Raw genomic sequence first — 24514 nt, forward strand, 5'->3', positions numbered from 1 at the left:
GCTTCAGCCTAATCGAGGCGGCCCGCGTGGATCACCTTGATGACGGGAGCTCCGGCGTCGTCCGACGCCGCGAGGTCAACCTCGGCATTGATGCCCCAGTCCAAGTGGTTGGCCGGATCCTTGAAGATCTGCCGCACCTCCCATTTGCCCGGAAGCTCCTTGATGATCAACAGGTTCGGCCCGCGCCCGTCGGGGCCGTCGTCGATGTCCTCATGTTCCTCGAAGTAGGCATCGAGCACGTCGGCCCAGCGGTCGGCGTCCCAGCCGGCGTCGCCGTCGAGCTCGCCCAGGGCGCGGTCGTCCTCATCGGCGAAGAGCTTCACCCGCTGGAACATTTCGTTGCGGACCATGACCCGGAAGGCCCGCACATTGGCGGTGAGGCGATCCGGCACCGGAGGCAGGACCGGTTCAGCCGAGGCGTCCGGGTTGATGCCGTTGGTGAGCTCCTCCCATTCGTCCAGCAGGGAGGAGTCGGTCTGCCGGACCAGCTCGCCCAGCCACTCGATGATGTCTTCCAGGTCTTCACGGAGCCGCTCCGGCGGCACTGTGTGCAGCAGCGCCTTGTAGGTGTCCGAGAGGTAGCGCAGCAGCACCCCTTCGGAGCGGGCCAGGGAGTAGAACTGCACGTACTCGCCGAAGCTCATGGCGCGTTCGTACATGTCCCGGACGATGGACTTGGGGCTCAGCTCGAACTCCCCGAGCCACGGGGCACCCGAGCGGTATACCTCGAAGGACTGCTCCAGCAGCTCCGCCAGCGGCTGCGGATAGGTGACTTCCTCCAGCAGGGCCATCCGCTCGTCGTATTCGATGCCCTGGGACTTCATGGCGGCGATCGCCTCGCCGCGGGCCTTCTTCTCCTGAGCGGAGAGGACCTGCCGGGGCTTTTCCATGATCGCTTCGATCACGGACACCACGTCCAGGGCGTAGGACGGACTGTCCGGGTCCAGGATCTCCAGGGAGGCCATCGCAAAGGGGGACAGCGGCTGGTTCAGGGCGAAGTTCGGCTGCAGATGCACCTTCAGGCGGACGGTGCGGCCGTCGGCGTCGGGCTCGGGCAGCACCTCCACAATGCCGGCGGTCTTCAGCTCGCGGTAGATGCTCAGCGCTTTTTTCATCAGCGCCAGCTGCGAGGACCGGGTCTCGTGGTTGTTGGTGAGCAGCTTCTTGGCAGCCGTGAACGGATCGCCAGGACGTTCCAGCAGGTTCAGCAGCATGGAGTGGGTGATGTTGAAGCTGGAGGTCAGCGGCTCCGGGGTCCCGTCCACCAGCTTCTCGAAGGTGGGCTTGCCCCAGGACACAAAGCCGGCCTGCGGCTTCTTCTTCACCACCTGGCGCAGTTTCTTCTGGTCGTCGCCGAACTTGGCGTGCGCCTTGGCCATCGCCTTCACGTTTTCAATGACGTGTTCCGGTGCCTGCACGACGACGGTGCCCGCCGTGTCGTAGCCGGCCCGCCCGGCGCGGCCCGCGATCTGGTGGAACTCGCGGACCTTCAGCGGCCGGGTCCGGGTGCCGTCGTACTTGGACAGCGCGGTGATCAGCACGGTGCGGATGGGTACATTGATGCCGACGCCGAGGGTGTCGGTGCCGCAGATGACCTTCAGCAGCCCGGCCTGGGCCAGCTGCTCCACCAGACGGCGGTACTTGGGCAGCATGCCGGCGTGGTGCACGCCGATGCCGTGCCGGACCAGCCTGTTCAGGGTCTTCCCGAATCCCGGGGCAAACCGGAACCCGGCAATCAGCTCGGCAATCTTGTCCTTTTCCTCGCGGGTGCAGACGTTGATGCTCATCAGGGCCTGGGCCCGGTCAATGGCTTCGATCTGGGAGAAGTGCACCACGTAGACCGGAACCTGCTTGGTGGCCAGCAGCTCCTCCAGGGACTCCTGCACCGGGGTTTCCACGTAGTAGTAGTGCAGCGGGATGGGGCGCTGCACCGAGGAGACCGTGACCGTGTCCCGGTTGGTGAGCTCGCTGAGTTCGTTCGCGATCCGGGTCATGTCGCCCAGGGTGGCGGACATCAGCAGGAACTGGGCCTGCGGCAGCTCCAGCAGCGGAACCTGCCAGGCCCAGCCGCGCTGCGGGTCGGAATAGAAATGGAATTCGTCCATGATCACGGTGCCGAGGTCCGCGTCGGGGCCTTCGCGCAGGGCAATGTTGGCCAGGATCTCCGCGGTGCAGCAGATGATCGGGGCGTCCTTGTTCACGGAGGAGTCGCCGGTGACCATCCCGACGTTCTCGGCACCGAAGATCTCGCACAGTGCGAAGAACTTCTCCGACACCAGGGCCTTGATGGGCGCGGTGTAGTAGCTGCGCTCGTCGTGCGCCATGGCGTGGAAGTGTGCCGCGATGGCCACCATGGACTTGCCCGAGCCGGTGGGGGTGGCCAGGATGACGTTGTTGCCCGTCACCAGCTCCATCACCGCTTCATCCTGCGCCGGGTACAGCGACATGCCCCGGCTCTCGACCCATTCCAGGAAGGACGTGTACGTCTCGTCGGGGTCGATGGTGCGGGTACTGGACGGGCCGGAGGCAAGCTGTTCAAGAAGTTTCATGTCCATACCAGACTATCGGGCGCGGCAGCGCACTGCAGACCGCCGGCAGGCAGCGGCTCGAGGAACTGCCGCACCTGACTCCATCCGGGGCGGGATTGAAACCTGGAATGCTTCCTTAGTTTGTGATTCAGGGATAGACGAGGACGACTGCGCGACCGCGCTCCAGTAAACGGCCCTACGAAGCTCCGGACCACAGGAGGAAACCGCTCAGATCACTGAGCGGGGACATAGCGCCATAAGGTGAACCGTCATCGGCCGGCTTCACCTTCCAATCTCCGTCCATCCACCGCATGGACATGGATATCCGGGCGAGAACTCCTTTGCCGGTTTCGAAGGCAAGATCCAGGTTGGCTTCTGAGGGGGTATACGACTTCACGACGAAGCCACGCACCTGGATCGGCGAGCTGTCTCCCGAGGTCACACCTTTAGCTGCATCTTTCACGGCGGCGTCCCGCCCGGTGCCGGGGACAAGCAGTTTGTCCGACGCTTTCGCCACCACCTCGGGAGAACCGGAGGAGCCAAGGGCCGCAACGTTCATCGCTGCGTACAGTGCACCGGCCGGGGAGTTGGCGAAGCACGAGCGGAAGCCGTCCTCCTCAGTTATTCCTGGGCCGAAGGTCCTCGGGTCAGTCGGTGCTGCCATTGCGTCCACCAACTCCCAGTTCGATGTCGGAGCTGTAGCCAGCGCCAGCTCATCGGTCAGCGGCAAACCACAGATACTCTCCCTGCTGACGTTGTTGTCATCGCTTGAGCTGGAAGGGGGAGCCCCTGAATCGGAGCTGCTGCCCGAGGTTGGGGGTGGAGCAGACTGCGCTGTGTCTTCACCTTTGGGGAGCAGGAGAATGACTACTAGGGCGGCAATGAGTGCGGCCACCAGGGCGGCTGAAATGATGAAACCCGGCTTGGTGAAAGGGTTGGTTTCGGCGGTGCCGTCTGGCGACTGACTCATTGTGAACCTTTCGCTACTAGTGCTGGGGTTTGGCCGAAGGCGCGGACGGTGCCCGCGGGCCCGGTGATGATGATGCAGCCGAGAAGAACCCGGCGGAATCCGCTGCTGCGCTGAACCGGGATGCGCCGCCCATGGTCCATCACTGCCAAAAGACTTCGGCCGGATCCGGCTCTGCGGCGGAATCCCTGCGCTTGAAAAGATTCATATCTTCCTTTCCCGGAAATCCCCTATGCCGCCCGCCCCGAACCTACCAGCGGACAGACGCGCGGATCTGCGCCGACGCGCTGTGGCCGCCCGGGCCCGGTTGGTCAGCGGTTGCCGGCCTGCCCCCAGCAGGCGTGACCCCGGATGAAGGCCGGCAGCTGCCGGGCCCGTCCCTTTGCTAGGCTCGGCGGCATGAAATGGGATCCCCGGAAGTACACACAGTTCTCCTCGCACCGCGACCGGCCGTTTTTCGACCTCACGGCCCGCATTGCCGCCGACAACCCGCGCAGGGTTGTTGACCTGGGCTGCGGTCCTGGGCCGTTGACGGCGGCGCTCGCCTCCCGCTGGCCCGGCGCACGGGTCACGGGCGTCGACTCCTCGCAGGACATGGTGGAGCAGGCCCGTGCACTGGAGCAGGCCCCGGACAATCTGGACTTTGTACAGGCGGGCATCGAGGACTGGGATCCGGAGCCCGGAACGGACGTGGTGGTCTCCAACGCCGCCCTGCAGTGGGTGCCGGGGCACCAGGATTTGATCCGCCGCTGGGCCAAGCAGCTCGACGGCGGTGCCTGGCTGGCGGTGCAGGTGCCGGGAAACTTTGGAGCTCCTTCCCACGCCCTGATGCGGGAGCTGGCAGCGGGCGCCGAGTGGGCGGACAAGCTGGACGGAGTCCTTCGCCACGCGGATGCCGTGGATGAGCCGGAAGACTACCTCGGGCTGCTGACGGAGGCCGGCTTTGAGGCCGATGTGTGGGAGACGAGCTACTCGCAGGTCCTGCAGGGCAGGGACCCGGTGCTGGAGTGGGTCCGCGGAACCGCCCTGCGTCCCGTCATCGCTGCTTTGGACCCGCAGGATTTCTCCCGCTTCGAAGAGCAGTATGCAGCGCTGCTGCGGAAGGCGTATCCCGAACGTTCATGGGGCACGGTCTTTCCGTTCCGCCGCATCTTCATGGTGGGGCACAAGAGAGGCTGAACGGGTCAACCCCGGTACTCCCAGCACCGGCGGGGCTAGGAGTACCGGCGGGAGCCGTGGCTGCGCCCCACCGGGGGACGGGAGCGTGCGGCTTTCATCAACGGAGTGTTCAGGGCGTCAATCTGCTCATTGGCGTGGTCCCGGCTGCCGGCACCTCCGCGGTCCCAGTGCCGGGCCAGATACAGCGCGCCGCCCAAGCCGGTGAGCAGTAACCCGGTAAGCAGCGCCGCCGGGCTTAGGGAGGGCAGCTGGCTTGCCGCCGCCAGCACCGCAAGGACGGGTATGACCGGGCCGAGAGGGAGCCTTGCTCCCTCACCGGGCCACTTGCGGAATCCGAGCACGGCGGCCGCAACGCTCACCACGATCATGGCCAGGATGGCGGCGACATTGGCGATGGAGACCACAAAGGTGGTGTCGTTGAGCAATACCAGCAGGACCGTGATGGCGGCCAGCAGCAGAACACTGACATAGGGGTGGCCGCTGCGGCTGTGCCGCCCCAGCGCAGGGGGCACATCGCCGCGCGCCACCATGCGCAGGATAATTTCGGAGGCGCCCAGCACGTTGGCGTTGGCGCCGGAGAGCGTGGACAGGCAGGCGGCGAAAGCCACCAGGAGCCCGCCCCACGACCCCATGACGATTTCCGCAGCCTGTGACACTCCGGTGGCGGTAAAGACGGTAAGTCCGCTGGCCATCATGGCCAGCACTGTTCCCAGATAGATCAGGCCCGACACCAGCAGCGTCAGCAGGATGGCGCGCGGAACGGTTTTGCGGGGGTTCTTCACCGACCCGGCCATGTTTGTAATGACGTTGAAGCCGGTGTAGGCGGTGAACAGGAGGGCGGCGGCGGAGAACACCCCGCCGGTGCCCTGCGGCAGCGGGCGGTCTACTGCATCCGGCCGCAGCTCGGTCAGGCCCCAGACGGCAAACAGGACGAGCAGGGCAAGCTTGATGCCCACGATCCACGTTTCAGCTTTGGCAACCAGCGCCGTCGGGCCCAGGTTCAGGGCCGTTACCAGTGCGGTGGCGGCGAGCGCGAGCGCCAGCGTCCCGATCGCCGGGAGGAAGTACTCGTGCAGATAGTCCCCGAAGGAATCCACCAGGTAGGCAACGATCGTGGCGCCGTTGAGATAGAAGGCCCACATCACAATGAACCGCCAGAAGGGGCTCAGAATGGTGCCGACCGGGCCGTATCCTGATTCGCCGTCCGCGGCCCGGGTGGAAACCACGATGAAGGACAGTGCACACAGGACCATCACAACGCCCGCAATGATGTAACTCAGGACTGCGCCCGGCCCGGCAAGGTTCACTGCCGTTCCGGAAAGCGTGAAGACCCCGCCGCCCACAGTGGTGCCGACACCGAAGGCCACGCAGGCCAGCAGCCCGATCTGAGGTGTCGCGGCACCGGCCGGCCCGGACGTCGATGACTGTGAATTTGCCACGGGGCCACGCTCTCATCCGGTCCGAAGGGGTCCCTCTGGAGCGTAAGGCCGTCAAACAGCGGGGGTCAACGGAGCATCCGGCAAACGGGCTGCTACCAGCCGCGTTGCTTCCATTCCTGCAGGTGGGGGCGCTCCGCACCGAGGGTGGTGCCGGCCCCGTGCCCGGGGTGGACGACGGTGTTGTCCGGCAGGTATTCGAACACGCGTTCGAATACATCTGCGTAGAGGGACGCAAACCGCTCCGGATCCTTCTGCGTGTTGCCCAGGCCGCCGGGGAACAGGGAATCTCCGGTGAAGAGATGGGCCGGTCCGCTCGGGTCGCGGTACAGCAGTGCCACCGATCCGGGAGTATGCCCGCGCAGCTTGATCGCTTCCAGTTCGAAGCCGTTGAAGGCCCTGACGTCCCCGTGCTCCAGCGGCACGTCGGTGGGCACCTCGATGTCCGGGATGTCCTCGCTGCCGGCGGCGGTTCGCGCGCCGGTGGCAGCAGCGGCTTCGGCGAGGGCACGGACATGGTCCCAGTGGCTGTGCGTGGTGATGATCAGCTGCACTTCGGCGGGTGCGGCGGCATCTCCGGCGGCTTCGGCCAGGAGTTCCCGGATCGCGGCGAAATCATCGGCGGCGTCAATGAGCACCTGGGCTCCGGTGTCCTTGGCGGTAATGACGTAGACGTTGTTGTCCATGCTGCCCACGGACCGGCTGCGGATGGTGACTTTCTCCAAATCAATCATGCCGGTAAGTCTAGTTGCGGGCGGCGGCTCGCACAGGGCAAGGGCGTCCGCGCTCGCCGATGCCCCGGCGCCGCACCCGGTGCGCTCGCCGATGCAGACGGGCCGGCCCGACTCACGATGGGCGTCCTCCCGCCGCCTGCCCCGCACGCGTTCCCACTGCGTGTGGCTCTTGAGACAGCTGGGGCCACACCAGTCCCGTGAGGTAACAAAGAGTGGGAACCAGTGCGGGAGCCACTGCCGCGCCCCGTCCGGAGGCACAGGCGCTCGGAGGCACAGGCGTCCGGAGGCACAGGCGTCCGGAGGCACAGGCGCTCGCAGGTGCGGCCCGGCCCGGCCCGGCCCGTCGGCGCCCGCTGCCAGCCCTGCCGGGGAACATCCGCCTTAGCGCGCCGGCAGCCGGGTATTGCCTGCCCGGGTGCGGCGGCGTACGTTCGGATGGTGCCGGTGCTGGAACCGGCCGGTCCGGGAGGAAAGCGTGCTCGTACGGCTTATCCGGCAGAACCTGGCTCCCTACAAGGGTGCGGTGGCCGCCGTCGTTATCCTGCAGTTTTTGCAGACCGCGGCAACGCTGTACCTGCCCACCCTGAATGCCGACATCATTGACCGCGGCGTCGTCGTGGCGGACACGGGCGTCATCCTGGGGCTGGGCGGCTGGATGCTGGCCATTACCGCCGGGCAGGTCCTCTGTGCGGTCACCGCCACGTACTTTGCCGCCCGGGTGGCCATGAGCGTGGGCCGAAACATCCGCGACAACCTGTTCACCACGGTGGAATCCTTTTCCTCCCGGGAAGTAGGCGTCTTCGGCGCTCCGTCCCTGATCACCCGCACCACCAATGACGTGCAGCAGGTGCAGATGGCCCTGCTGATGACATTCACCGTGATGGTTTCCGCGCCGATCATGGGGATCGGCGGGGTGGTGCTGGCACTGAACCAGGATGTGCCGCTGTCCGGGATCCTGCTGCTGATCCTGCCGGTCCTTTTTGCGGTGATCGGGCTGGTGCTGCGCCGCCTGATTCCGCTGTTCCGCCGTGCCCAGAAGCAGATCGACCGGGTGAACTCGGTGCTGCGCGAACAGATCATGGGCATTGCGGTGATCCGGGCCTTTGTCCGGGAGCGCACCGAAGAGGCCCGCTTCGACACCGCCAACGCGGACCTGACCGGCACCCAGCTGCGGACGGCGCAGTACATGGCGCTGCTCTTCCCCGCCGCGATGCTCGTGGCGAACCTGGCTTCCGTTGCGGTGGTGTGGCTGGGCGCCTACCGCATTGACGCCGGCCAGATGCAGATCGGCGCGCTCACGGCATTCATTGCCTACATCATGCAGATCCTGATGGCCGTGATGATGTCCATGTTCATGATCATGATGCTCCCGCGCGCGGCCGTCTGTGCCGAACGCATTTACGAGGTCCTGGATACCGAGAGCACGGTCCATGATGCCCCGGCGGCCGTGCCGCTGGTGTTCGACGGCGGAACCCTGGTGTTCGACGGCGTCGGCTACACCTACCCGGGGGCGGAGGCGCCGGTGCTGCACGGGATCTCCTTCACTGCGGAGTCAGGCAGGACCACAGCGATCATCGGATCCACGGGGGCCGGCAAGTCCACACTGCTGAACCTGGTGCCCCGGCTGCTGGACGCCACGTCGGGGGGAATCAGCATCGACGGCCAGGACATCGAGGAAGTCACGCTGCACTCGCTGCGCAGCGGCATCGGCCTGGTGCCGCAGAAGGCCTACCTGTTTTCCGGAACCATCGGCTCCAACCTGCGCTTCGGCAAACCGGACGCCACCGACGCCGAACTCTGGGAAGCCCTCGAGATCGCCCAGGCGGCCGATTTTGTCCGTGCGTCCGAGGGGGCGCTGGAACACCGGGTGGAGCAGGGCGGCGGCAATTTCTCCGGAGGCCAGCGGCAGCGCCTGGCCATCGCCCGGGCGCTGGTGGTCCGGCCCTCCGTCTACCTGTTCGACGACAGCTTCTCCGCGCTGGACTTCGCGACGGACGCCCGGCTCCGGGCCGCACTCAAACAGCGCACCCGCAACTCCACCGTGCTGATCGTCGCCCAGCGGGTCAACACGATCACCGACGCCGGACGGATAGTCGTACTGGAGGAAGGGCGGATTGCCGGGCAGGGGACGCACGCCGAGCTGATGGATTCCTCGCCCACCTACCGGGAAATCGTCGAATCACAGCTCACGGCGGAGGAAGTGCAGTGAGCGCCCCGGCACGCGGCGGCCCCCGCCCGGTAATGCGCGGGCCCGGGGGAGGGCATGGGGGAGGACACGGCGGAGGGCATGCTCCGGCGGCCAAACCGCTGAACTTCCGGGCCAGCGTGAAACGGATTCTGTCCCTGATGGCCCCGGACCGGCTCCGGCTGGCACTGGTGCTGGTTGCCGCCGTCGTCTCCGTGGCGCTCGCGGTCACCGCTCCGCGGATCCTGGGGGAAGCCACCAACGTCATCTTCGACGGCGTGATCGGCGCCGGGCTTGAGCCGGGAACCAGCAAGGACGAGCAGGTCCGGGAGCTGCGCAGCGCCGGGGAGAACCAGCTGGCGGACATGCTCGCCGCCATGGACGTGGTGCCCGGGGCAGGGGTGGACTTCGGCAGGCTGCGGGTACTGGTGCTGGGGGTGCTGGGCATCTATATTGCTGCGTTCTTCTTCGGCTGGCTGCAGGCACGCGTTACGGCGCGGGTGGTGCAGAACGCCATGTACCGGCTGCGGAAGGACGTGGACGGCAAGCTGTTCCGGCTGCCCATGTCCCACTTCCAGCGCGAATCCCGCGGGGACGTGCTCAGCCGGGTCACCAACGACATCGACAACCTGGCCCAGACGCTCTCCCAGACCCTGACCCAGATCATTACGTCAGTGCTGACCATCGTGGGGGTGCTGGGCATGATGCTGTGGCTGTCTCCGCTGCTGGCACTGATCGCCGTGGTCACGGTGCCGGTCTCCGCCGTCGTCACCGTGCTGATTGCCAAGCGCTCGCAGGTGCAGTTCATGCAGCAGTGGAAGTCCACGGGGGAGGTGAACGGGTACATCGAGGAAATGTTCAGCGCCCAGGACGTGGTGAAGGCCTTCGGACAGCAGGAACGGGTCGTGGCAGGCTTCCGCCCGGCCAACGAGGCCCTCTACCGCTCTTCCTTCAAGGCACAGTTCGTTTCCGGCGTCATCATGCCCACCATGCAGTTCATCTCGAACCTTAACTATGTGGCGGTTGCCGTGGTGGGCGGCATCCTGGTGGCCAACGGGCGGCTCTCAATCGGCGGCGTGCAGGCCTTCGTCCAGTACAGCCGCCAGTTCTCCCAGCCGCTGGGACAGATTGGCTCTCTGATCAACATGCTGCAGTCAGGCGTAGCCTCAGCCGAACGTGTGTTCGAACTTTTGGACGACCGGGAGCAGGAGCCCGATCCGGTAGATCCGCTGACCCTGCCCGCCGTCCGGGGCCGCGTGGCCTTTGAGCACGTGGATTTCAGCTACTCGCCCGACGCCCCGCTAATCCGGGACCTGTCCTTCGTGGCGGAACCCGGGCAGACGGTGGCCATTGTCGGTCCCACGGGGGCGGGGAAGACCACCCTGGTGAACCTGCTCATGCGTTTTTATGACATCGACGCCGGGCGGATCACGATAGACGGCGTCGACACGGCCCGGATGCGGCGGGACGATGTGCGGAAGAACATCGGCATGGTGCTCCAGGACGCCTGGCTCTTCGAAGGAACAATCCGGGAGAACCTTGCCTACGGCGCCCCCGGCGTCACGGACGAGCAGATAGTCCGGGCCGCCAGGGCAACCCACGTGGACCACTTTGTGCGCTCGCTGCCCGAGGGGTATGACACCGTCCTGGGGAACGACGGCGGCTCGCTGAGCCAGGGGCAGCGGCAGCTGATCACCATAGCCCGGGCCTGGCTGGCGAACCCGTCCATCCTGGTCCTGGACGAGGCCACCAGCTCGGTGGACACGCGGACGGAGATCTCCATCCGGCTGGCCATGAACGCCTTGCGGGAAGCCCGCACCAGCTTCGTCATCGCCCACCGGCTCTCCACCATCCGCGACGCGGACGTGATCCTGGTGGTGAGGAACGGTGAGATTGTCGAGCAGGGAACCCACGGGGCGCTGCTGGACGCCGAGGGATTCTACGCACAGCTGTACCGCTCCCAGTTCGCGGAGCCTGCGGATGCCGGTGATGCGGATGCCGGCACGGGGGAGGGGACAGGCTCCCCGCCGTGACCTGCCTCCCGGCGGAACAGGCACCGGCGTGGCAAAATGGAACTGCAGCAAGCGAGAACCCGCTGCACCAGACCTGCCGCCGTCATCCTCGAGGCGGCTCCAGCTCCCGAACATGAAGGCGGTCCCATGAGCGACGACGTCCTGTCCTGGGTCCGCATCGACGGCACAAGCACCGTTCCCCCCTTCGAACAGCTGCGGGTCCAGATCCTGGATGCTGCCAATGAGGGACGCCTCGCCGTCGGAACCCGTCTTCCGCCCGTGCGCGCGCTCGCCGCCCGGCTCGGCCTGGCGGTCAACACGGTCGCCCGTGCCTACCGCGAACTGGAACAGGCCGAAGTGGTCACCACGCGCTCGCGGGCAGGCACCGTCATTGCAGCAGCGGGGGACAACGGACGGCGCCGGGTGGCCGAGGCAGCGGCCGTCTTTGCTGACTCCGTCCGCGCCAACGGTCTCGATCCGCAGGAAGCCATGACCTATGTCGAGACGGCTCTTCGCCTGCGGTGAACACTGCGGCGTCGAATACATCTTCGAACCAAACGGTGAACTACAGTGGAAATTGTGTCTACAGCTACCTCTTTGATGGCCGATAGTGCCAACGAGCCGCACCGCGGCAATGATCTTTCCCGCCTGGTCGTCAAGGGCGCCCGGGAACACAACCTGCGCAACGTGGATCTGGATTTGCCGCGCGACGCGATGATTGTCTTCACCGGCCTGTCCGGGTCCGGAAAGTCCTCCCTGGCCTTCGACACGATCTTCGCCGAAGGACAGCGCCGTTACGTCGAGTCGCTCTCCTCCTATGCGCGCATGTTCCTCGGGCAGGTGGACAAGCCGGATGTGGACTTCATTGAAGGCCTCTCCCCGGCGGTGTCCATCGACCAGAAGTCCACCTCCAAGAACCCGCGCTCCACCGTTGGCACCATTACCGAGATCTACGACTACATGCGCCTGCTCTGGGCGCGCGTCGGGACCCCGTTCTGCCCAGTGTGCGGCGAGCCGGTCTCGCGCCAGACTCCGCAGCAGATTGTCGACCAGCTGCTCGAACTTCCCGAAGGCACCCGGTTCCAGATCCTGGCCCCGGTGGTGCGCGGCCGCAAGGGCGAATTCGTTGACCTCTTCCAGGAGCTCGCTGCCAAGGGCTACTCCCGCGCCAAAGTTGACGGCAAGCAGGTCCAGCTCTCCGACCCGCCGAAGCTGGGCAAGCAGTACAAGCACACCATCGAGGTGGTGGTGGACCGGCTCGTGGCCAAGGACGGTATCCGGCAGCGGCTGACCGACTCGGTGGAAACCGCGCTCGGCCTGGCCGAGGGACGCATCCTGGCCGACTTCGTGGATGTCGACGAAAAGAGCGAGGACAGGATTCGGGCGTTCTCCGAACACCTGGCCTGCCCGAACGAGCACCCGCTGGCGATCGACGAAATCGAACCCCGGTCCTTCTCCTTCAACAACCCCTTTGGTGCCTGCCCGGTCTGCACCGGCATCGGCAGCCGGCTGGAGGTTGACGAGGAACTGGTGATCCCCAACCCCAACCTGAGCCTGGCCGCCGGGGCCGTGGCTCCCTGGGCCCTGGGCAACGCAACGCTGGAGTACTGGAACCGGCTGCTGGCCGGCCTGGCCAAGGAGATGGACTTCTCCATGGACGTGCCGTGGAAGAAGCTGCCGGCGAAGGCCCGCGAAGCGATCCTCAACGGCAAGGACCACAAGGTGGTGGTCCAGTACAAGAACCGCTTCGGCCGGGAGCGCAAGTACAGCACCGGCTTTGAAGGCGTCATCTCCTACATCCACCGCAAGCACCTGGAAACCGAATCCGACAGCGCCCGCGACCGGTACGAGGAGTACATGCGGGAAACCCCGTGCCCCGAGTGCGGCGGAGCGCGGCTGAACCCGGCGTCACTGTCCGTGCTGATCAACGGGAAGAACATCGCCCAGGTGGCAGCCCTGCCGCTGCGCGAGGCGGCGGAGTTCCTCGGCGGACTGGACCTCACCGCCCGTGAAGCCCGCATCGGTGACCAGGTGCTGAAGGAAATCCTGGCGCGCCTGACCTTCCTGCTCGACGTCGGGCTGGAGTACCTGAGCCTGGAGCGGGCAGCCGCCACGCTCTCCGGCGGCGAGGCGCAGCGGATCCGGCTGGCCACCCAGATCGGTTCCGGACTCGTGGGGGTGCTGTATGTCCTCGACGAGCCGTCCATCGGCCTGCACCAGAAGGACAACCGGCGGCTGATCGAAACTCTGGCCCGGCTGCGGAACCTCGGCAACACCCTGATTGTCGTGGAGCATGACGAAGACACCATTCACGAAGCCGACTGGGTTGTGGACATCGGACCGGGCGCCGGTGAACGCGGCGGCGAAGTGGTGCACTCGGGTTCCCTGGCGGACCTGCTCACCAACGAGCGGTCCCTGACCGGCGCGTACCTGTCCGGGCGCCGCAAAATCGAGATTCCGGCCAAGCGCCGCAAGGTGGACAAGTCACGCCAGCTGAAGATTGTCGGGGCGCGGGAGAACAACCTGCGCAACATCGATGTCTCCATTCCGCTGGGTGTTTTCACCGCGGTGACGGGGGTCAGCGGATCGGGTAAATCCACCCTGATCAACGACATCCTCTACAAGACGCTGGCCGCCAAGCTCAACGGCGCCAAGCACGTGGCAGGCCGGCACCTGCGCATCGACGGCCTGGAGAACCTCGACAAGGTCATCCATGTGGACCAGAGCCCCATCGGGCGCACGCCGCGGTCCAACCCGGCCACGTACACCGGCGTCTGGGACCACATCCGCAAGCTGTTCGCGGAGACCAACGAGTCCAAGGTCCGCGGCTACCTCCCGGGCCGGTTCTCCTTCAACGTCAAGGGCGGGCGCTGCGAAGCGTGCCACGGCGACGGAACGCTGAAGATCGAGATGAACTTCCTGCCGGACGTCTATGTGCCCTGCGAGGTGTGCCACGGCGGGCGGTTCAACCGCGAAACCCTCGAGGTGCACTACAAGGGCAAAAACATCGCCGAGGTCCTGGGCATGTCCATCGAGGAGGCAGCTGAGTTCTTTGCCGCGTTCTCGCCGATCGCCCGGCACCTGAACACGCTGGTTGACGTTGGCCTGGGCTACGTCCGGCTCGGGCAGCCGGCCACCACCCTCTCGGGCGGCGAGGCGCAGCGCGTGAAGCTTGCCGCCGAGCTGCAGAAGCGGTCCAACGGGCGCAGCGTGTACGTGCTGGATGAACCCACCACCGGACTGCATTTCGAAGACGTCCGCAAGCTGCTGCTGGTCCTGCAGGGACTTGTGGACAAGGGCAACACGGTGATCACCATCGAGCACAACCTTGACGTCATCAAGAGCGCCGACTGGATCATCGACATGGGTCCCGAAGGCGGAAACGGCGGCGGACAGGTGATTGCCACCGGAACACCGGAAAAGGTGGCTGCCTCCGAGGTCAGCCACACCGGCCGGTTCCTGGCTGAATTGTTCGAAAAGCAAAAGGGAGCGGCATAAACCCCGCACGCCCTATCAACCGGTAAATTTGCCGGACATTACGGAAAAAGGTATTCCCCGCCGGGAATGCCTTTTTCCGTACCCGGCCGCAGGTGTGGGAAACTGTCCCGGTGAAAGAATCCCGGCTCCTAGTACTCTTTGACCTGGACGGAACCCTTGTGGATCCGGCAGGCAGCATCACCGGCGGCATCAGCGCCGCCCTCGAAGCGTGCGGCCTGCCCGTACCCCCGGCGGCGGAACTGCAGCGGATGGTCGGGCCCGCGCTCGTCACGTCGCTGCGGGAGATTGCCGGCGTTCCCGAGGGGCTTGTCGACGACGTCGTTGCGCGCTACCGGGCCGGTTACCGGGAGACCGGAATGGCGCAGAGCCGCCCCTACCCCGGCATCGCCGAAGCTGTCGAAGCGCTGCGTGCCCGGGGCACCGCAGTGGCCGTTGCCACCCAGAAACCGGAGCCGCTGGCCCATGAGCTGCTCCGGGTGCAGGGACTTTCCGGGCTGTTCGACTCCGTGCACGGCTCGCCCGCCGACGAGCAGGCCGCCGCGGCCCTGGACGGCAAAGCCGCCATCATCCGCGCCGCGCTGGAACGGCAGTCCGGCCGCTACGACCGCGCCGTGATGGTGGGCGACCGCCGGCATGATGTCCACGGCGCGGCGGCCAACGGCCTGGAATGCATCGGGGTTTCCTGGGGCTTTGCCGCCGACGGCGAGCTTGCCGCGGCAGGCGCCGCCGCCGTCGTCGGATCGGCCGAAGAACTGCTGGCGGAGCTCGAGGGCTTCCGCCTGCAGGAAGGGGACATCGCGCATGGGCGTGTATGACCTGACCCGGGCCTCAACCCGGGGACTGATCGCCGGCCTGTGCCGGCCCACCGTCATCGGACTGGAGAACGTGCCCGCCGACGGAGCGTTCATCGTCGCCGCCAACCACCTCTCTTTCCTGGACAGCGTGCTTACGCAGGCGCTGATGCCCCGGCCGGTTGCGTTCTTCGCCAAGGCGGAATACTTCACCGGCACCGGCGTCAAGGGCGCGGCCATGCGGACCTTTTTCGAGGGCGTAGGGTCCATCCCCGTGGAACGCGGCCAGCAGGCCGCCTCCGTGGCAGCCCTGAAAACCCTCCTGGACCGGCTGGAAGAAGGAAGCGGCATCGGCATCTACCCGGAGGGGACCCGTTCCCGCGACGGCCTGCTGTACCGCGGCCGCACCGGCGTCGGCTGGCTGGCCCTCACCTCCGGCGCGCCGGTCGTTCCGGTGGGACTCATCGGCACCGAGAACCTGCAGCCTGCGGGCAGGAAATGGATCAAACCGCAGCACTTCACGATGAAGGTGGGCCGGCCGCTCTACTTCCAGAAAACCGGACCGGACCACGCGCTGCCGGCCCGCCGGCAGGCCACCGACCGGGTCATGGACGCCATCGCCGAGCTCTCCGGGCAGGAGCGCTCCGGCAGCTACAACCAGAGCAAGCCCGAAGGGTAAGCCCGGGGCAACCGGTTCAGCGTCCCGCGAAAGCGGCGCCGGCCTGCGCAGAGGCGTCCGGCGGCGACCGTAGGATGGAACAGTGGCAGATCCAGCAACATACCGGCCGAAGACGGGGGAGATCCCCACCGCTCCCGGCGTTTACCGTTTCCGAGACGAGCACGGCCGGGTCATCTACGTCGGCAAGGCCAAGAACCTCCGTTCCCGCCTGAACTCCTACTTCGCCAACCCCCGGGGCCTGCTGCCCAAGACCCGCGCCATGGTGCACACCGCCGCCAGCGTGGAATGGACAGTGGTCGGCACCGAGCTGGAAGCACTGCAGCTGGAGTACACCTGGATCAAGGAGTTCAATCCCCGGTTCAACATCATGTTCCGGGACGACAAGTCCTACCCCTACCTGGCGGTGACCATGGGGGAGAAGTACCCCCGGGCCCAGGTGATGCGCGGCGACCGGCGCAAGGACACCCGCTACTTCGGCCCGTTCTACCCCGCCAAGGCCATCCGCGAAACCCTGGACACCCTGCTGCGCGTCTTCCCGGTCCGCACCTGCAGCTCCGGGGTCTTCAAGCGCGCCGAACGCACCGGCCGGCCCTGCCTGCTGGGCTACATCGACAAATGCTCCGCTCCGTGCGTGGGCCGGATCAGCCCGGAAGACCACCGCAAGCTGGCCGCCGAACTCTGCGACTTCATGTCCGGGGAAGGCAAGCGCTTCATCGGTACCCTGGAAAAGGAAATGCAGGCTGCCGTGGCCGAGCTGGACTACGAAACCGCAGCCCGGCTGCGCGACGACATCGCGGCCCTGCGCAAGGTTTTTGAACGCAACAACGTGGTGCTCAGCGAAGACACCGATGCTGACATCTTTGCCCTCGAGGAAGACGAACTCGAAGCCTCGGCCCAGGTGTTCCATGTCCGCGCCGGCCGGATCCGCGGGCAGCGCGGCTGGGTGGTGGAAAAGGTCGAAGACACGGACACCGCGGACCTGGTGGAACACCTCATCCAGCAGGTTTACGGCGAGGCTGCCTCGACCGACCGCATTCCCCGCCAGGTGCTGGTTCCGGTGCTGCCGTCCAACGCGGATGAGCTGGGACAGTGGCTCTCCGGGCTGCGCGGCGCCCGCGTGGACATCCGGGTTCCGCAGCGCGGGGACAAGAAGGCGCTGATGGAGACCGTGGCACGCAATGCCTCCGACGCCCTGCGGCTGCACAAGAGCCGCCGGGCCGGGGACATCACCACCCGCTCCGCGGCCCTCCAGGAGCTGCAGGAAGCCCTGGACCTGCCCGTGGCACTGCTGCGGATCGAGTGCTACGACATCTCGCACGTCTCCGGCACCAACGTGGTGGCCTCCATGGTGGTGGCGGAGGACGGCCTGCCGAAAAAATCGGACTACCGCAAGTTCTCCATCACCGGCGACGCCGCCCGCGACGACACCTCGGCCATGTACGACGTGATCTCCCGGCGCTTCCGCAACTACCTCGCCGAGAATGCCGACCCGGCTGCCGACCCGCCGGCTGATCCCGCTGCGGGGCAGCTGCCGGCCGAACGCACCGGCACCGACGTCCAGCCGCTGACGGACACGCTGACCGCGGCTCCGCGGACCAAGTTCGCCTATCCGCCCAACCTGGTGGTGGTCGACGGCGGCCAGCCCCAGGTCGCCGCGGCCTCCCGCGCCCTGGCGGACCTGGGCATCACCGACATCTACGTTGTCGGCCTGGCCAAGCGCCTGGAGGAAGTATGGGTTCCGGACAGTGATTTCCCGGTGATCCTGCCGCGCGCCTCCGAAGCACTGTTCCTGCTCCAGCGAATTCGCGACGAGGCACACCGCTTCGCCATCACCTTCCACCGCCAGAAGCGGGCGAAGTCCATGACCGCCTCCCTGCTGGACGAAATTTCCGGCCTCGGTCCCGCCAAGCGGGCCGCCCTGCTCAAGGAATTCGGATCCGTCAAGAAGCTGCGGAAGGCGTCGGTCGAGGAACTGCAGCGCGTCCCGGGCATCGGCCCGGCCCTGGCTGCCTCTGTCCACGCCCAGCTCGCCGCAAAGGGCGGGCAGGCATCCGCTCCGGCCGTAAACATGACCACCGGCGAAATCGTGGAAACTTAGCTAGGCTGGGTAATCGGCTTCTTTCCCTGCAGCAGTTGACGTGCGGAGCCGGCCCGTCACCGCTGCGCAGGAACCACGGCAGAACAAACCAGTGCGGGACGCAGTGCCCTGCGCCGGACAAGATCTCAAGGATGGGACGACGGACATGAAGGAACAGGACGCGCTGACCCCGGTCAAGCCCGCCGAGTCTGAGCTGCTGGTGGTCACCGGCATGTCCGGCGCCGGACGCAGCACGGCCGCCAATGCCCTCGAGGACCACGGCTGGTACGTGGTGGAGAACCTGCCGCCGCTGATGCTCGGAACCCTGACCGAGCTGGTGTCCCGGATGCCGCATTCCATTCCCAAACTGGCGGTGGTCATCGACGTCCGCAGCAAGGAGCTCTTCCAAGACATCCGGGAGGCGCTCAGCGGACTCCGGGCTGCCGGGGTTTCCTACCGCCTGCTCTTCCTGGACGCCGAGGACGAAACCCTGGTGCGCCGCTTCGAACAGGGCCGGCGTCCGCACCCGCTGCAGGAAGACGGCAGCATCCTGGACGGCATCGCGGCCGAGCGGGATGTCCTGAAGGAGCTGCGCGAGTCCTCCGACGTCGTCGTGGATACCTCCAAGCTGAACGTGCATGCCCTGGCCACCACCATTACCGAGCTCTTCACCGAGTCCGGGCCCATCGTGCTCCGGCTGAACGTCATGAGCTTCGGCTTCAAATACGGGCTGCCGGTGGACGCCAACTATGTCGCCGATGTCCGCTTCATCCCCAACCCGCACTGGGTCCCGCAGCTGCGCCCGCACACCGGCCTGGACGAGGACGTGCGGGAATACGTCCTTGATGCCCACGGCACCCGGGATTTCCTGGACCGGTACGTTGATGCACTGGAGCCGGTGATTGACGGGTACCGGCGCGAGAACAAGCATTACGCCACCATCGCCGTCGGCTGCACCGGCGGCAAGCACCGCTCGGTGGCGGTCACCGAGGAACTGGCCAAGCGCCTGGCGCAGCTGCCGCATGTGACGGTCAGCGCGCACCACCGCGACCTTGGACGCGAATAGATGGCGTTTTTGACCGGCCCGCTCCCGATGATTCCGCAGACCGGAACGGCCCGCGAATCCGGGGGCAGCGACGGCTCGCCGGCCGTGGTGGCACTGGGCGGCGGGCACGGACTGTCCGCCTCGCTCTCCGCCCTCCGGCTGCTGACCACGGACCTGACCGCGGTTGTCACGGTCGCCGACGACGGCGGTTCCTCCGGACGCCTGCGCCACGAGCTGGATGTGCTTCCGCCCGGTGACCTGCGCATGGCGCTGGCGGCCCTGTGCGATGACACCGATTGGGGGCGGACGTGGCGCGATGTCATGCAGCACCGTTTCCAGTCCCGTCCCGGAGTCCGGGGTTCGCTGGACAACCATGCCCTGGGCAACCTGCTGATCGTCACCCTCTGGGAGCTGCTGGGCGACCCCGTTGCGGGGCTGCAGTGGGCCGGAGCGCTGCTCGGTGCCCGCGGCCAGGTCCTGCCCATGTCCACCCAGCCGCTGACCATCGAGGGCGACCTGCTGCGGCAGACGCCCGCCGGTGAGCACCTGGAACTGGTCACCGGCCAGGCCCGGCTGGCGACGGCCGGAGCGCGGGGCAAGGTTGCCGAAGTCCGGTTGACGCCCGCTGATGCCCCGGCCTGCCCGGAAGCCGTCACGGCAATTGAGCGGGCCGACTGGGTCATCCTCGGCCCCGGGTCCTGGTACACGTCCGTATTGCCGCACCTGATGCTGCCGGAGCTGCGTTCCGCCCTCTGCCGGACCAAGGCCAAGCGATGCCTGACGATGAACCTGAGTAATGAAACCAAGGAAACTACCGGAATGTCGGCACTGGACCATCTGGCCGAGGTGAGGCGGTACGCACCCGGGCTTCGGGTGGATGCCGTGCTTGCGGATCCGGCCGTCATCGAAGACCGGGACGCTTTCAGCGCCGCGGTGGCCGCGATGGGCGGGCGGCCCGTCTTCGGTAAGGTGGGGGCAGCGACCGGGCGGCCGATCCATGATCCGCTGCGCCTGGCCACCGCCTATCACGATATGTTTGGGGAGAACTAGGAGTGTATTTGTGGCGTTGACCGCAGCAGTAAAAGAGGAACTTTCACGGCTTGATGTGAAAAAGTCCTCCGTCCGCAAAGCGGAAGTATCGGCCTTGCTGCGATTTGCCGGAGGACTGCACATCATTTCCGGCCGCATTGTGATTGAAGCTGAAGTGGACCTGGCGTCCACGGCGAGGCGGTTGCGCGCCGCAATCGCCGAAGTGTACGGCCACGCCTCGGACATCGTTGTGGTGTCCGGCGGAGGCCTGCGGCGAGGCAACCGGTACGTGGTGCGCGTCGTCAAGGACGGCGAATCCCTGGCCCGCCAGACCGGGCTGCTGGATGCCCGCGGGCGGCCGGTCCGCGGACTGCCCTCCGTGGTGGTCAACGGCTCCGCCGCCGACGCCGAGGCCGTCTGGCGCGGTGCCTTCCTGGCCCACGGCTCACTGACCGAGCCGGGCCGGTCCTCCTCGCTGGAAGTGACCTGCCCCGGGCCCGAAGCAGCCCTGGCCCTGGTGGGTGCGGCCCGCCGGATCGGCATTGCCGCCAAGGCCCGCGAAGTCCGCGGCATCGACCGGGTGGTGATCCGCGACGGCGACACCATCGCCGCCCTGCTGACGCGCATGGGCGCCCATGACGCACTGATGGTCTGGGAGGAACGGCGCATGCGCAAGGAAGTCCGCGCCACCGCCAACCGGCTGGCCAACTTTGACGACGCCAATCTTCGCCGCTCGGCCCAGGCCGCGGTGGCAGCCGGCGCCCGGGTGGACAGGGCGCTGGACATCCTCGGCGACGACGTGCCCGAACACCTGCGCTACGCCGGCGAGCTGCGCGTGGCGCACAAGCAGGCCAGCCTTGACGAGCTCGGCCACCTTGCCGAACCGCCCATGACCAAGGACGCCATCGCCGGCCGCATCCGCCGCCTCCTGGCCATGGCCGACAAGCGCGCGGCCGAGCTGGGCATCCCCGGCACTGAGGCCAATGTGACTCCTGAGATGCTTGACGAGTAGCGTGGAAGCATAGGATGGACTAAGCATGCTGCCGTTTTCGGCAGCACCGGTGTTTCCGGATGGAAACACCGCCCGGATCACCGATCCGACCTATTTTCCGACTCTTACAGGAGGATTTTGTGAACGAATACACTCTGCCGGAACTGCCGTACGACTACGCGGCACTGGAGCCGAACATTTCAGCCCGCATCATGGAGCTGCACCACGACAAGCACCACGCAACGTACGTTGCCGGAGCCAACACCGCGCTGGCACAGATGGCCGAAGCCCGCGAAAAGGGTGACTTCGCAACCATCCCGAAGCTGTCCAAGGACCTGGCGTTCCACCTGGGCGGACACGTCAACCACAGCATCTTCTGGAACAACCTGTCTCCCGAAGGCGGCGACAAGCCCGTAGGCGAGCTCGCTGCAGCCATCGATGACTTCTTCGGATCCTTCGATGCGTTCCGCGGCCAGTTCACTGCTGCAGCCACCTCGCTGCAGGGTTCGGGCTGGGCGCTGCTGGCCTACGAGCCGCTGGGCCAGAACCTGGTCATCGAGCAGCTGTACGACCAGCAGGGCAACGTCCCCGTGGGCACCATTCCGCTGCTGATGCTGGACATGTGGGAGCACGCCTTCTACCTGGACTACGTCAACGTGAAGGCCGACTACGTCAAGGCTTTCTGGAACATCGTCAACTGGGCCGATGTGGCCACGCGCTTCGAGTCCGCCCGCACCGGCGCCCACACCCTGGTGCTCCCGGCCTAATCAGGCCTGCGGGCCCCAAAACGGGCCCCTACCGGTACCCGGGACAGGCCCGACGCGTAAGATGATTGCGAGGGTCCCCGCCGCGCCTCACGGCACGGCGGGGCCTCCCGGCGGGCTGCCGGCCCTGTTGTTGGCCGGCCCCGCCGGGAGGCATCCCGGCCCGCACCAAACCCTGTCAGACCAGTGGCCTGATCTCACACAAGGTCACGTTTTCGGTACACCCGCAATCAAGGAGACAGAAAAGTGACTACTCGTGTTGGAATCAACGGCTTTGGACGCATCGGACGAAACTACTTCCGCGCAGCACTGGAGCAGAACGCCGACCTCGACATTGTGGCCGTCAACGACCTCACCAGCCCTGAAACCCTTGCCCACCTCCTGAAGTACGATTCCGTGACCGGCCGCATCGGCGCTGACGTGGAAGTACGCGGCGGCGACCTGATTGTCGGCGGGAAGACCATCAAGGTCCTCGCCGAACGGGATCCCGCCAACCTGCCCTGGAAGGACCTCGGCGTAGACGTCGTCATTGAGTCCACCGGGTTCTTCACGAAAGCCGAAGACGCCAAGAAGCACCTCGACGCCGGCGCAAAGAAAGTCCTCATCTCGGCTCCGGGCAAGGGCGCCGACCGCACCATCGTCATGGGCGTCAACGACGGCGAGTACAACCCGGAGACCGACAACATTGTCTCCAACGCATCCTGCACCACCAACTGCCTGGGTCCGCTGGCCAAGGTTATCCATGAGGCGTTCGGCATCGAGCGCGGCCTGATGACCACCGTCCACGCCTACACCGCCGACCAGAACCTGCAGGACGGCCCGCACCGGGACCTCCGCCGGGCCCGTGCCGCAGCCCTGAACATTGTGCCCACCTCCACCGGTGCCGCCAAAGCCATCGGCCTGGTCCTTCCTGAACTGGACGGCAAGCTGGACGGTTTCGCCCTGCGCGTGCCCGTGCCCACAGGATCGATCACGGACCTCACCGTCACACTCAGCCGGGAAGCAACGGTCGAGGAAATCAACGACGCCTACAAGGCCGCATCGGACGGACCGCTGAACGGAATCCTGCGCTACACGGATGAGCCGCTTGTCTCCTCCGATATCGTCACCGATCCGGCGTCGTGCATCTTCGACTCGGGCCTGACCCGGGCCATGGGCACCGAGGTGAAGGTAGTGGGCTGGTACGACAACGAATGGGGCTACTCCTGCCGCCTGGTGGACCTGACCACACTGGTTGGCTCCAGCCTGTAGCAGCCGGGAATCCGGCACACCATCCACCCCGGGCTCCAAGCCCCAAACACCAAGCCCCCAATGCCCGAAAGGGACGCAAAGGTAAGACATGACAGTCAAGACTCTCGAGGAACTCATCAGCGACGGCGTTGACGGTCGGTATGTGCTGGTCCGGTCGGACCTGAATGTGCCGCTGGACAACGGCCAGGTGGCCGACGACGGACGCATCCGCGCGTCGATCCCCACCATCGGAAAACTGGTGGAGCACGGCGCCAAGGTGATCGTCATGGCGCACCTGGGGCGGCCCAAGGGCACCCCCGATGACAAGTACTCCCTGCAGCCCGCTGCGGACCGGCTGGACGAGCTCGCGCCGTTTGCGGTCGAGTTCGCCTCCGACGTGGTGGGGGAAAGTGCACACGAACTGGCATCGTCGCTGGCCTCCGGCTCTGTCCTGGTGCTGCAGAACATTCGCTTTGATCCGCGGGAGACGTCCAAGAACGACGACGAGCGCCTGGCCCTTGCACGCGAACTTGCCGGACTGACCGGGGAGAACGGCGCGTACGTGGACGATGCGTTCGGTGCCGTCCACCGCAGGCACGCCAGCGTGTACGACATCGCCGAGGTGCTGCCGGCGTACCAGGGCGACCTGGTGCACACCGAGGTGGAGGTACTGAAGCGGCTGACGGAAAACCCCGAGCAGCCGTATGTGGTGGTGCTGGGCGGTTCAAAGGTTTCCGACAAGCTGGCCGTCATCGAGAACCTCATGGACCGTGCCGACTACCTGCTGGTGGGCGGCGGCATGGTGTTCACCTTCCTTGCCGCGCAGGGATATAACGTGGGCGCTTCCCTGCTGGAGGCGGACCAGATCGAGAACGTCAAGGGCTACCTTAGCCGGGCGAAGGAGGTTGGCTGCGAGTTCGTGCTGCCCACCGACATCGTGGTTGCCGACGCGTTCTCCGCCGATGCCGACGTGGACGTGGTTCCCGCGGACGCCATGGAGAGCAGCCGCTTCGGCGCCTCGGGCATCGGCCTGGACATCGGACCGGATTCCGCTGCCGCCTTCGCCGAGAAGATCCGCGCGGGGAAGACCATTTTCTGGAACGGCCCCATGGGCGTGTTCGAGTTTGATGCCTTCGCCAACGGAACCCGCACCATTGCGCAGGCGCTGAAGGACTCGAGCGGGTTCTCCGTGGTTGGCGGCGGCGATTCCGCCGCTGCCGTCCGGAAGCTCGGGTTCAGTGACAGTGACTTCGGGCATATCTCCACCGGCGGCGGCGCTTCCCTGGAATACCTCGAAGGCAAGAAACTCCCGGGACTGACCGTCCTGGACCAGTAGCACCGGGGTGCGGGCCTGCTGCCGGAAGGCGGC

The 24514-nt window shown here is 66.4% G+C and carries 18 protein-coding genes; 14 read left to right on the forward strand and 4 right to left on the reverse strand.

Annotated elements, in window-relative coordinates; all coding sequences use genetic code 11:
* Window positions 1-8 precede the first annotated feature (8 nt).
* Both WKB88_RS17280 and WKB88_RS17285 read right to left on the reverse strand, forming a co-directional pair.
* Window positions 9-2549 carry a DEAD/DEAH box helicase gene (locus WKB88_RS17280; protein ID WP_341395801.1) on the reverse strand — a complete coding sequence of 847 codons (2541 nt, stop codon included), beginning with the start codon at window positions 2547-2549 and terminating at the stop codon, window positions 9-11.
* A 175-nt stretch (window positions 2550-2724) separates the two neighbouring features.
* A complete protein-coding gene (locus WKB88_RS17285) occupies window positions 2725-3498 on the reverse strand; it encodes a hypothetical protein (RefSeq protein ID WP_341395802.1) in 774 nt (257 codons plus the stop codon).
* Window positions 3499-3894: 396 nt separating this feature from the next.
* On the opposite strand from WKB88_RS17285, the gene WKB88_RS17290 reads away from it, so the two are divergent.
* Entirely contained in the window at window positions 3895-4674 is a 780-nt protein-coding gene (locus tag WKB88_RS17290; RefSeq protein ID WP_341395803.1) for a trans-aconitate 2-methyltransferase, read from the forward strand.
* A 35-nt stretch (window positions 4675-4709) separates the two neighbouring features.
* Here WKB88_RS17290 and WKB88_RS17295 read toward each other — a convergent pair whose 3' ends face one another.
* Both WKB88_RS17295 and WKB88_RS17300 read right to left on the reverse strand, forming a co-directional pair.
* On the reverse strand, window positions 4710-6113 hold the full coding sequence (locus tag WKB88_RS17295) for an APC family permease (RefSeq protein WP_341395804.1): 1404 nt from the start codon (window positions 6111-6113) through the stop codon (window positions 4710-4712).
* 92 nt (window positions 6114-6205) lie between these two features.
* On the reverse strand, window positions 6206-6844 hold the full coding sequence (locus WKB88_RS17300; RefSeq protein ID WP_341395805.1) for an MBL fold metallo-hydrolase: 639 nt from the start codon (window positions 6842-6844) through the stop codon (window positions 6206-6208).
* Between the two features lie 475 nt (window positions 6845-7319).
* Here WKB88_RS17300 and WKB88_RS17305 point away from each other — a divergent pair, with 475 nt between their 5' ends.
* The 13 genes from WKB88_RS17305 (at window position 7320) to WKB88_RS17365 (ending at window position 24481) form a co-directional block, all read left to right on the forward strand.
* Entirely contained in the window at window positions 7320-9053 is a 1734-nt protein-coding gene (locus WKB88_RS17305; protein ID WP_341395806.1) for an ABC transporter ATP-binding protein, read from the forward strand.
* Window positions 9054-9085: 32 nt separating this feature from the next.
* On the forward strand, window positions 9086-11062 hold the full coding sequence (locus WKB88_RS17310; RefSeq protein WP_341395831.1) for an ABC transporter ATP-binding protein: 1977 nt from the start codon (window positions 9086-9088) through the stop codon (window positions 11060-11062).
* Window positions 11063-11188: 126 nt separating this feature from the next.
* The gene (locus tag WKB88_RS17315) at window positions 11189-11566 is read left to right on the forward strand and encodes a GntR family transcriptional regulator (protein WP_341395807.1); all 378 of its coding nucleotides are present in this window, start codon (window positions 11189-11191) and stop codon (window positions 11564-11566) included.
* Between the two features lie 75 nt (window positions 11567-11641).
* Entirely contained in the window at window positions 11642-14539 is a 2898-nt protein-coding gene (gene uvrA, locus WKB88_RS17320) for an excinuclease ABC subunit UvrA (RefSeq protein ID WP_341395832.1), read from the forward strand.
* A 110-nt stretch (window positions 14540-14649) separates the two neighbouring features.
* Entirely contained in the window at window positions 14650-15354 is a 705-nt protein-coding gene (locus WKB88_RS17325; protein WP_341395808.1) for an HAD hydrolase-like protein, read from the forward strand.
* Complete coding sequence (locus WKB88_RS17330; protein ID WP_341395809.1) at window positions 15341-16009, forward strand: lysophospholipid acyltransferase family protein; 669 nt, start codon at window positions 15341-15343, stop codon at window positions 16007-16009. Before WKB88_RS17325 ends, WKB88_RS17330 begins: the two co-directional genes overlap by 14 nt.
* An 82-nt stretch (window positions 16010-16091) precedes the next feature.
* Window positions 16092-18107: an excinuclease ABC subunit UvrC gene (uvrC, locus tag WKB88_RS17335; RefSeq protein ID WP_341395810.1), complete on the forward strand. Its 2016-nt coding sequence runs from the start codon at window positions 16092-16094 to the stop codon at window positions 18105-18107.
* Between the two features lie 145 nt (window positions 18108-18252).
* On the forward strand, window positions 18253-19152 hold the full coding sequence (rapZ, locus tag WKB88_RS17340; protein ID WP_341395811.1) for an RNase adapter RapZ: 900 nt from the start codon (window positions 18253-18255) through the stop codon (window positions 19150-19152).
* Complete coding sequence (locus WKB88_RS17345; RefSeq protein ID WP_341395812.1) at window positions 19153-20181, forward strand: gluconeogenesis factor YvcK family protein; 1029 nt, start codon at window positions 19153-19155, stop codon at window positions 20179-20181.
* Window positions 20182-20191: 10 nt separating this feature from the next.
* The gene (gene whiA, locus WKB88_RS17350) at window positions 20192-21172 is read left to right on the forward strand and encodes a DNA-binding protein WhiA (protein WP_341395813.1); all 981 of its coding nucleotides are present in this window, start codon (window positions 20192-20194) and stop codon (window positions 21170-21172) included.
* Window positions 21173-21291: 119 nt separating this feature from the next.
* Complete coding sequence (locus tag WKB88_RS17355) at window positions 21292-21918, forward strand: superoxide dismutase (protein WP_341395814.1); 627 nt, start codon at window positions 21292-21294, stop codon at window positions 21916-21918.
* Window positions 21919-22161: 243 nt separating this feature from the next.
* The gene (gene gap / locus WKB88_RS17360) at window positions 22162-23166 is read left to right on the forward strand and encodes a type I glyceraldehyde-3-phosphate dehydrogenase (protein ID WP_341395815.1); all 1005 of its coding nucleotides are present in this window, start codon (window positions 22162-22164) and stop codon (window positions 23164-23166) included.
* A gap of 88 nt (window positions 23167-23254) precedes the next feature.
* The gene (locus WKB88_RS17365; RefSeq protein WP_341395816.1) at window positions 23255-24481 is read left to right on the forward strand and encodes a phosphoglycerate kinase; all 1227 of its coding nucleotides are present in this window, start codon (window positions 23255-23257) and stop codon (window positions 24479-24481) included.
* Window positions 24482-24514 lie beyond the last annotated feature (33 nt).

Origin of the sequence: Arthrobacter sp. G119Y2 (assembly GCF_038069765.1) — a bacterium.
In the GTDB taxonomy this organism is placed as follows: domain Bacteria; phylum Actinomycetota; class Actinomycetes; order Actinomycetales; family Micrococcaceae; genus Arthrobacter_B.

Excerpts from the sequence above, each read along its gene's own strand:
- WKB88_RS17285 (WP_341395802.1), bottom strand. The coding sequence starts at position 3,498 with ATGAGTCAGTCGCCAGACGGCACCGCCGAAACCAACCCTTTCACCAAG.
- WKB88_RS17290 (WP_341395803.1), top strand. The coding sequence starts at position 3,895 with ATGAAATGGGATCCCCGGAAGTACACACAGTTCTCCTCGCACCGCGAC.
- WKB88_RS17300 (WP_341395805.1), bottom strand. The coding sequence starts at position 6,844 with ATGATTGATTTGGAGAAAGTCACCATCCGCAGCCGGTCCGTGGGCAGC.
- WKB88_RS17315 (WP_341395807.1), top strand. The coding sequence starts at position 11,189 with ATGAGCGACGACGTCCTGTCCTGGGTCCGCATCGACGGCACAAGCACC.
- WKB88_RS17345 (WP_341395812.1), top strand. The coding sequence starts at position 19,153 with ATGGCGTTTTTGACCGGCCCGCTCCCGATGATTCCGCAGACCGGAACG.
- rapZ (WP_341395811.1), top strand. The coding sequence starts at position 18,253 with ATGAAGGAACAGGACGCGCTGACCCCGGTCAAGCCCGCCGAGTCTGAG.
- WKB88_RS17365 (WP_341395816.1), top strand. The coding sequence starts at position 23,255 with ATGACAGTCAAGACTCTCGAGGAACTCATCAGCGACGGCGTTGACGGT.
- WKB88_RS17310 (WP_341395831.1), top strand. The coding sequence starts at position 9,086 with ATGCGCGGGCCCGGGGGAGGGCATGGGGGAGGACACGGCGGAGGGCAT.
- WKB88_RS17330 (WP_341395809.1), top strand. The coding sequence starts at position 15,341 with ATGGGCGTGTATGACCTGACCCGGGCCTCAACCCGGGGACTGATCGCC.
- WKB88_RS17280 (WP_341395801.1), bottom strand. The coding sequence starts at position 2,549 with ATGAAACTTCTTGAACAGCTTGCCTCCGGCCCGTCCAGTACCCGCACC.
- uvrA (WP_341395832.1), top strand. The coding sequence starts at position 11,642 with ATGGCCGATAGTGCCAACGAGCCGCACCGCGGCAATGATCTTTCCCGC.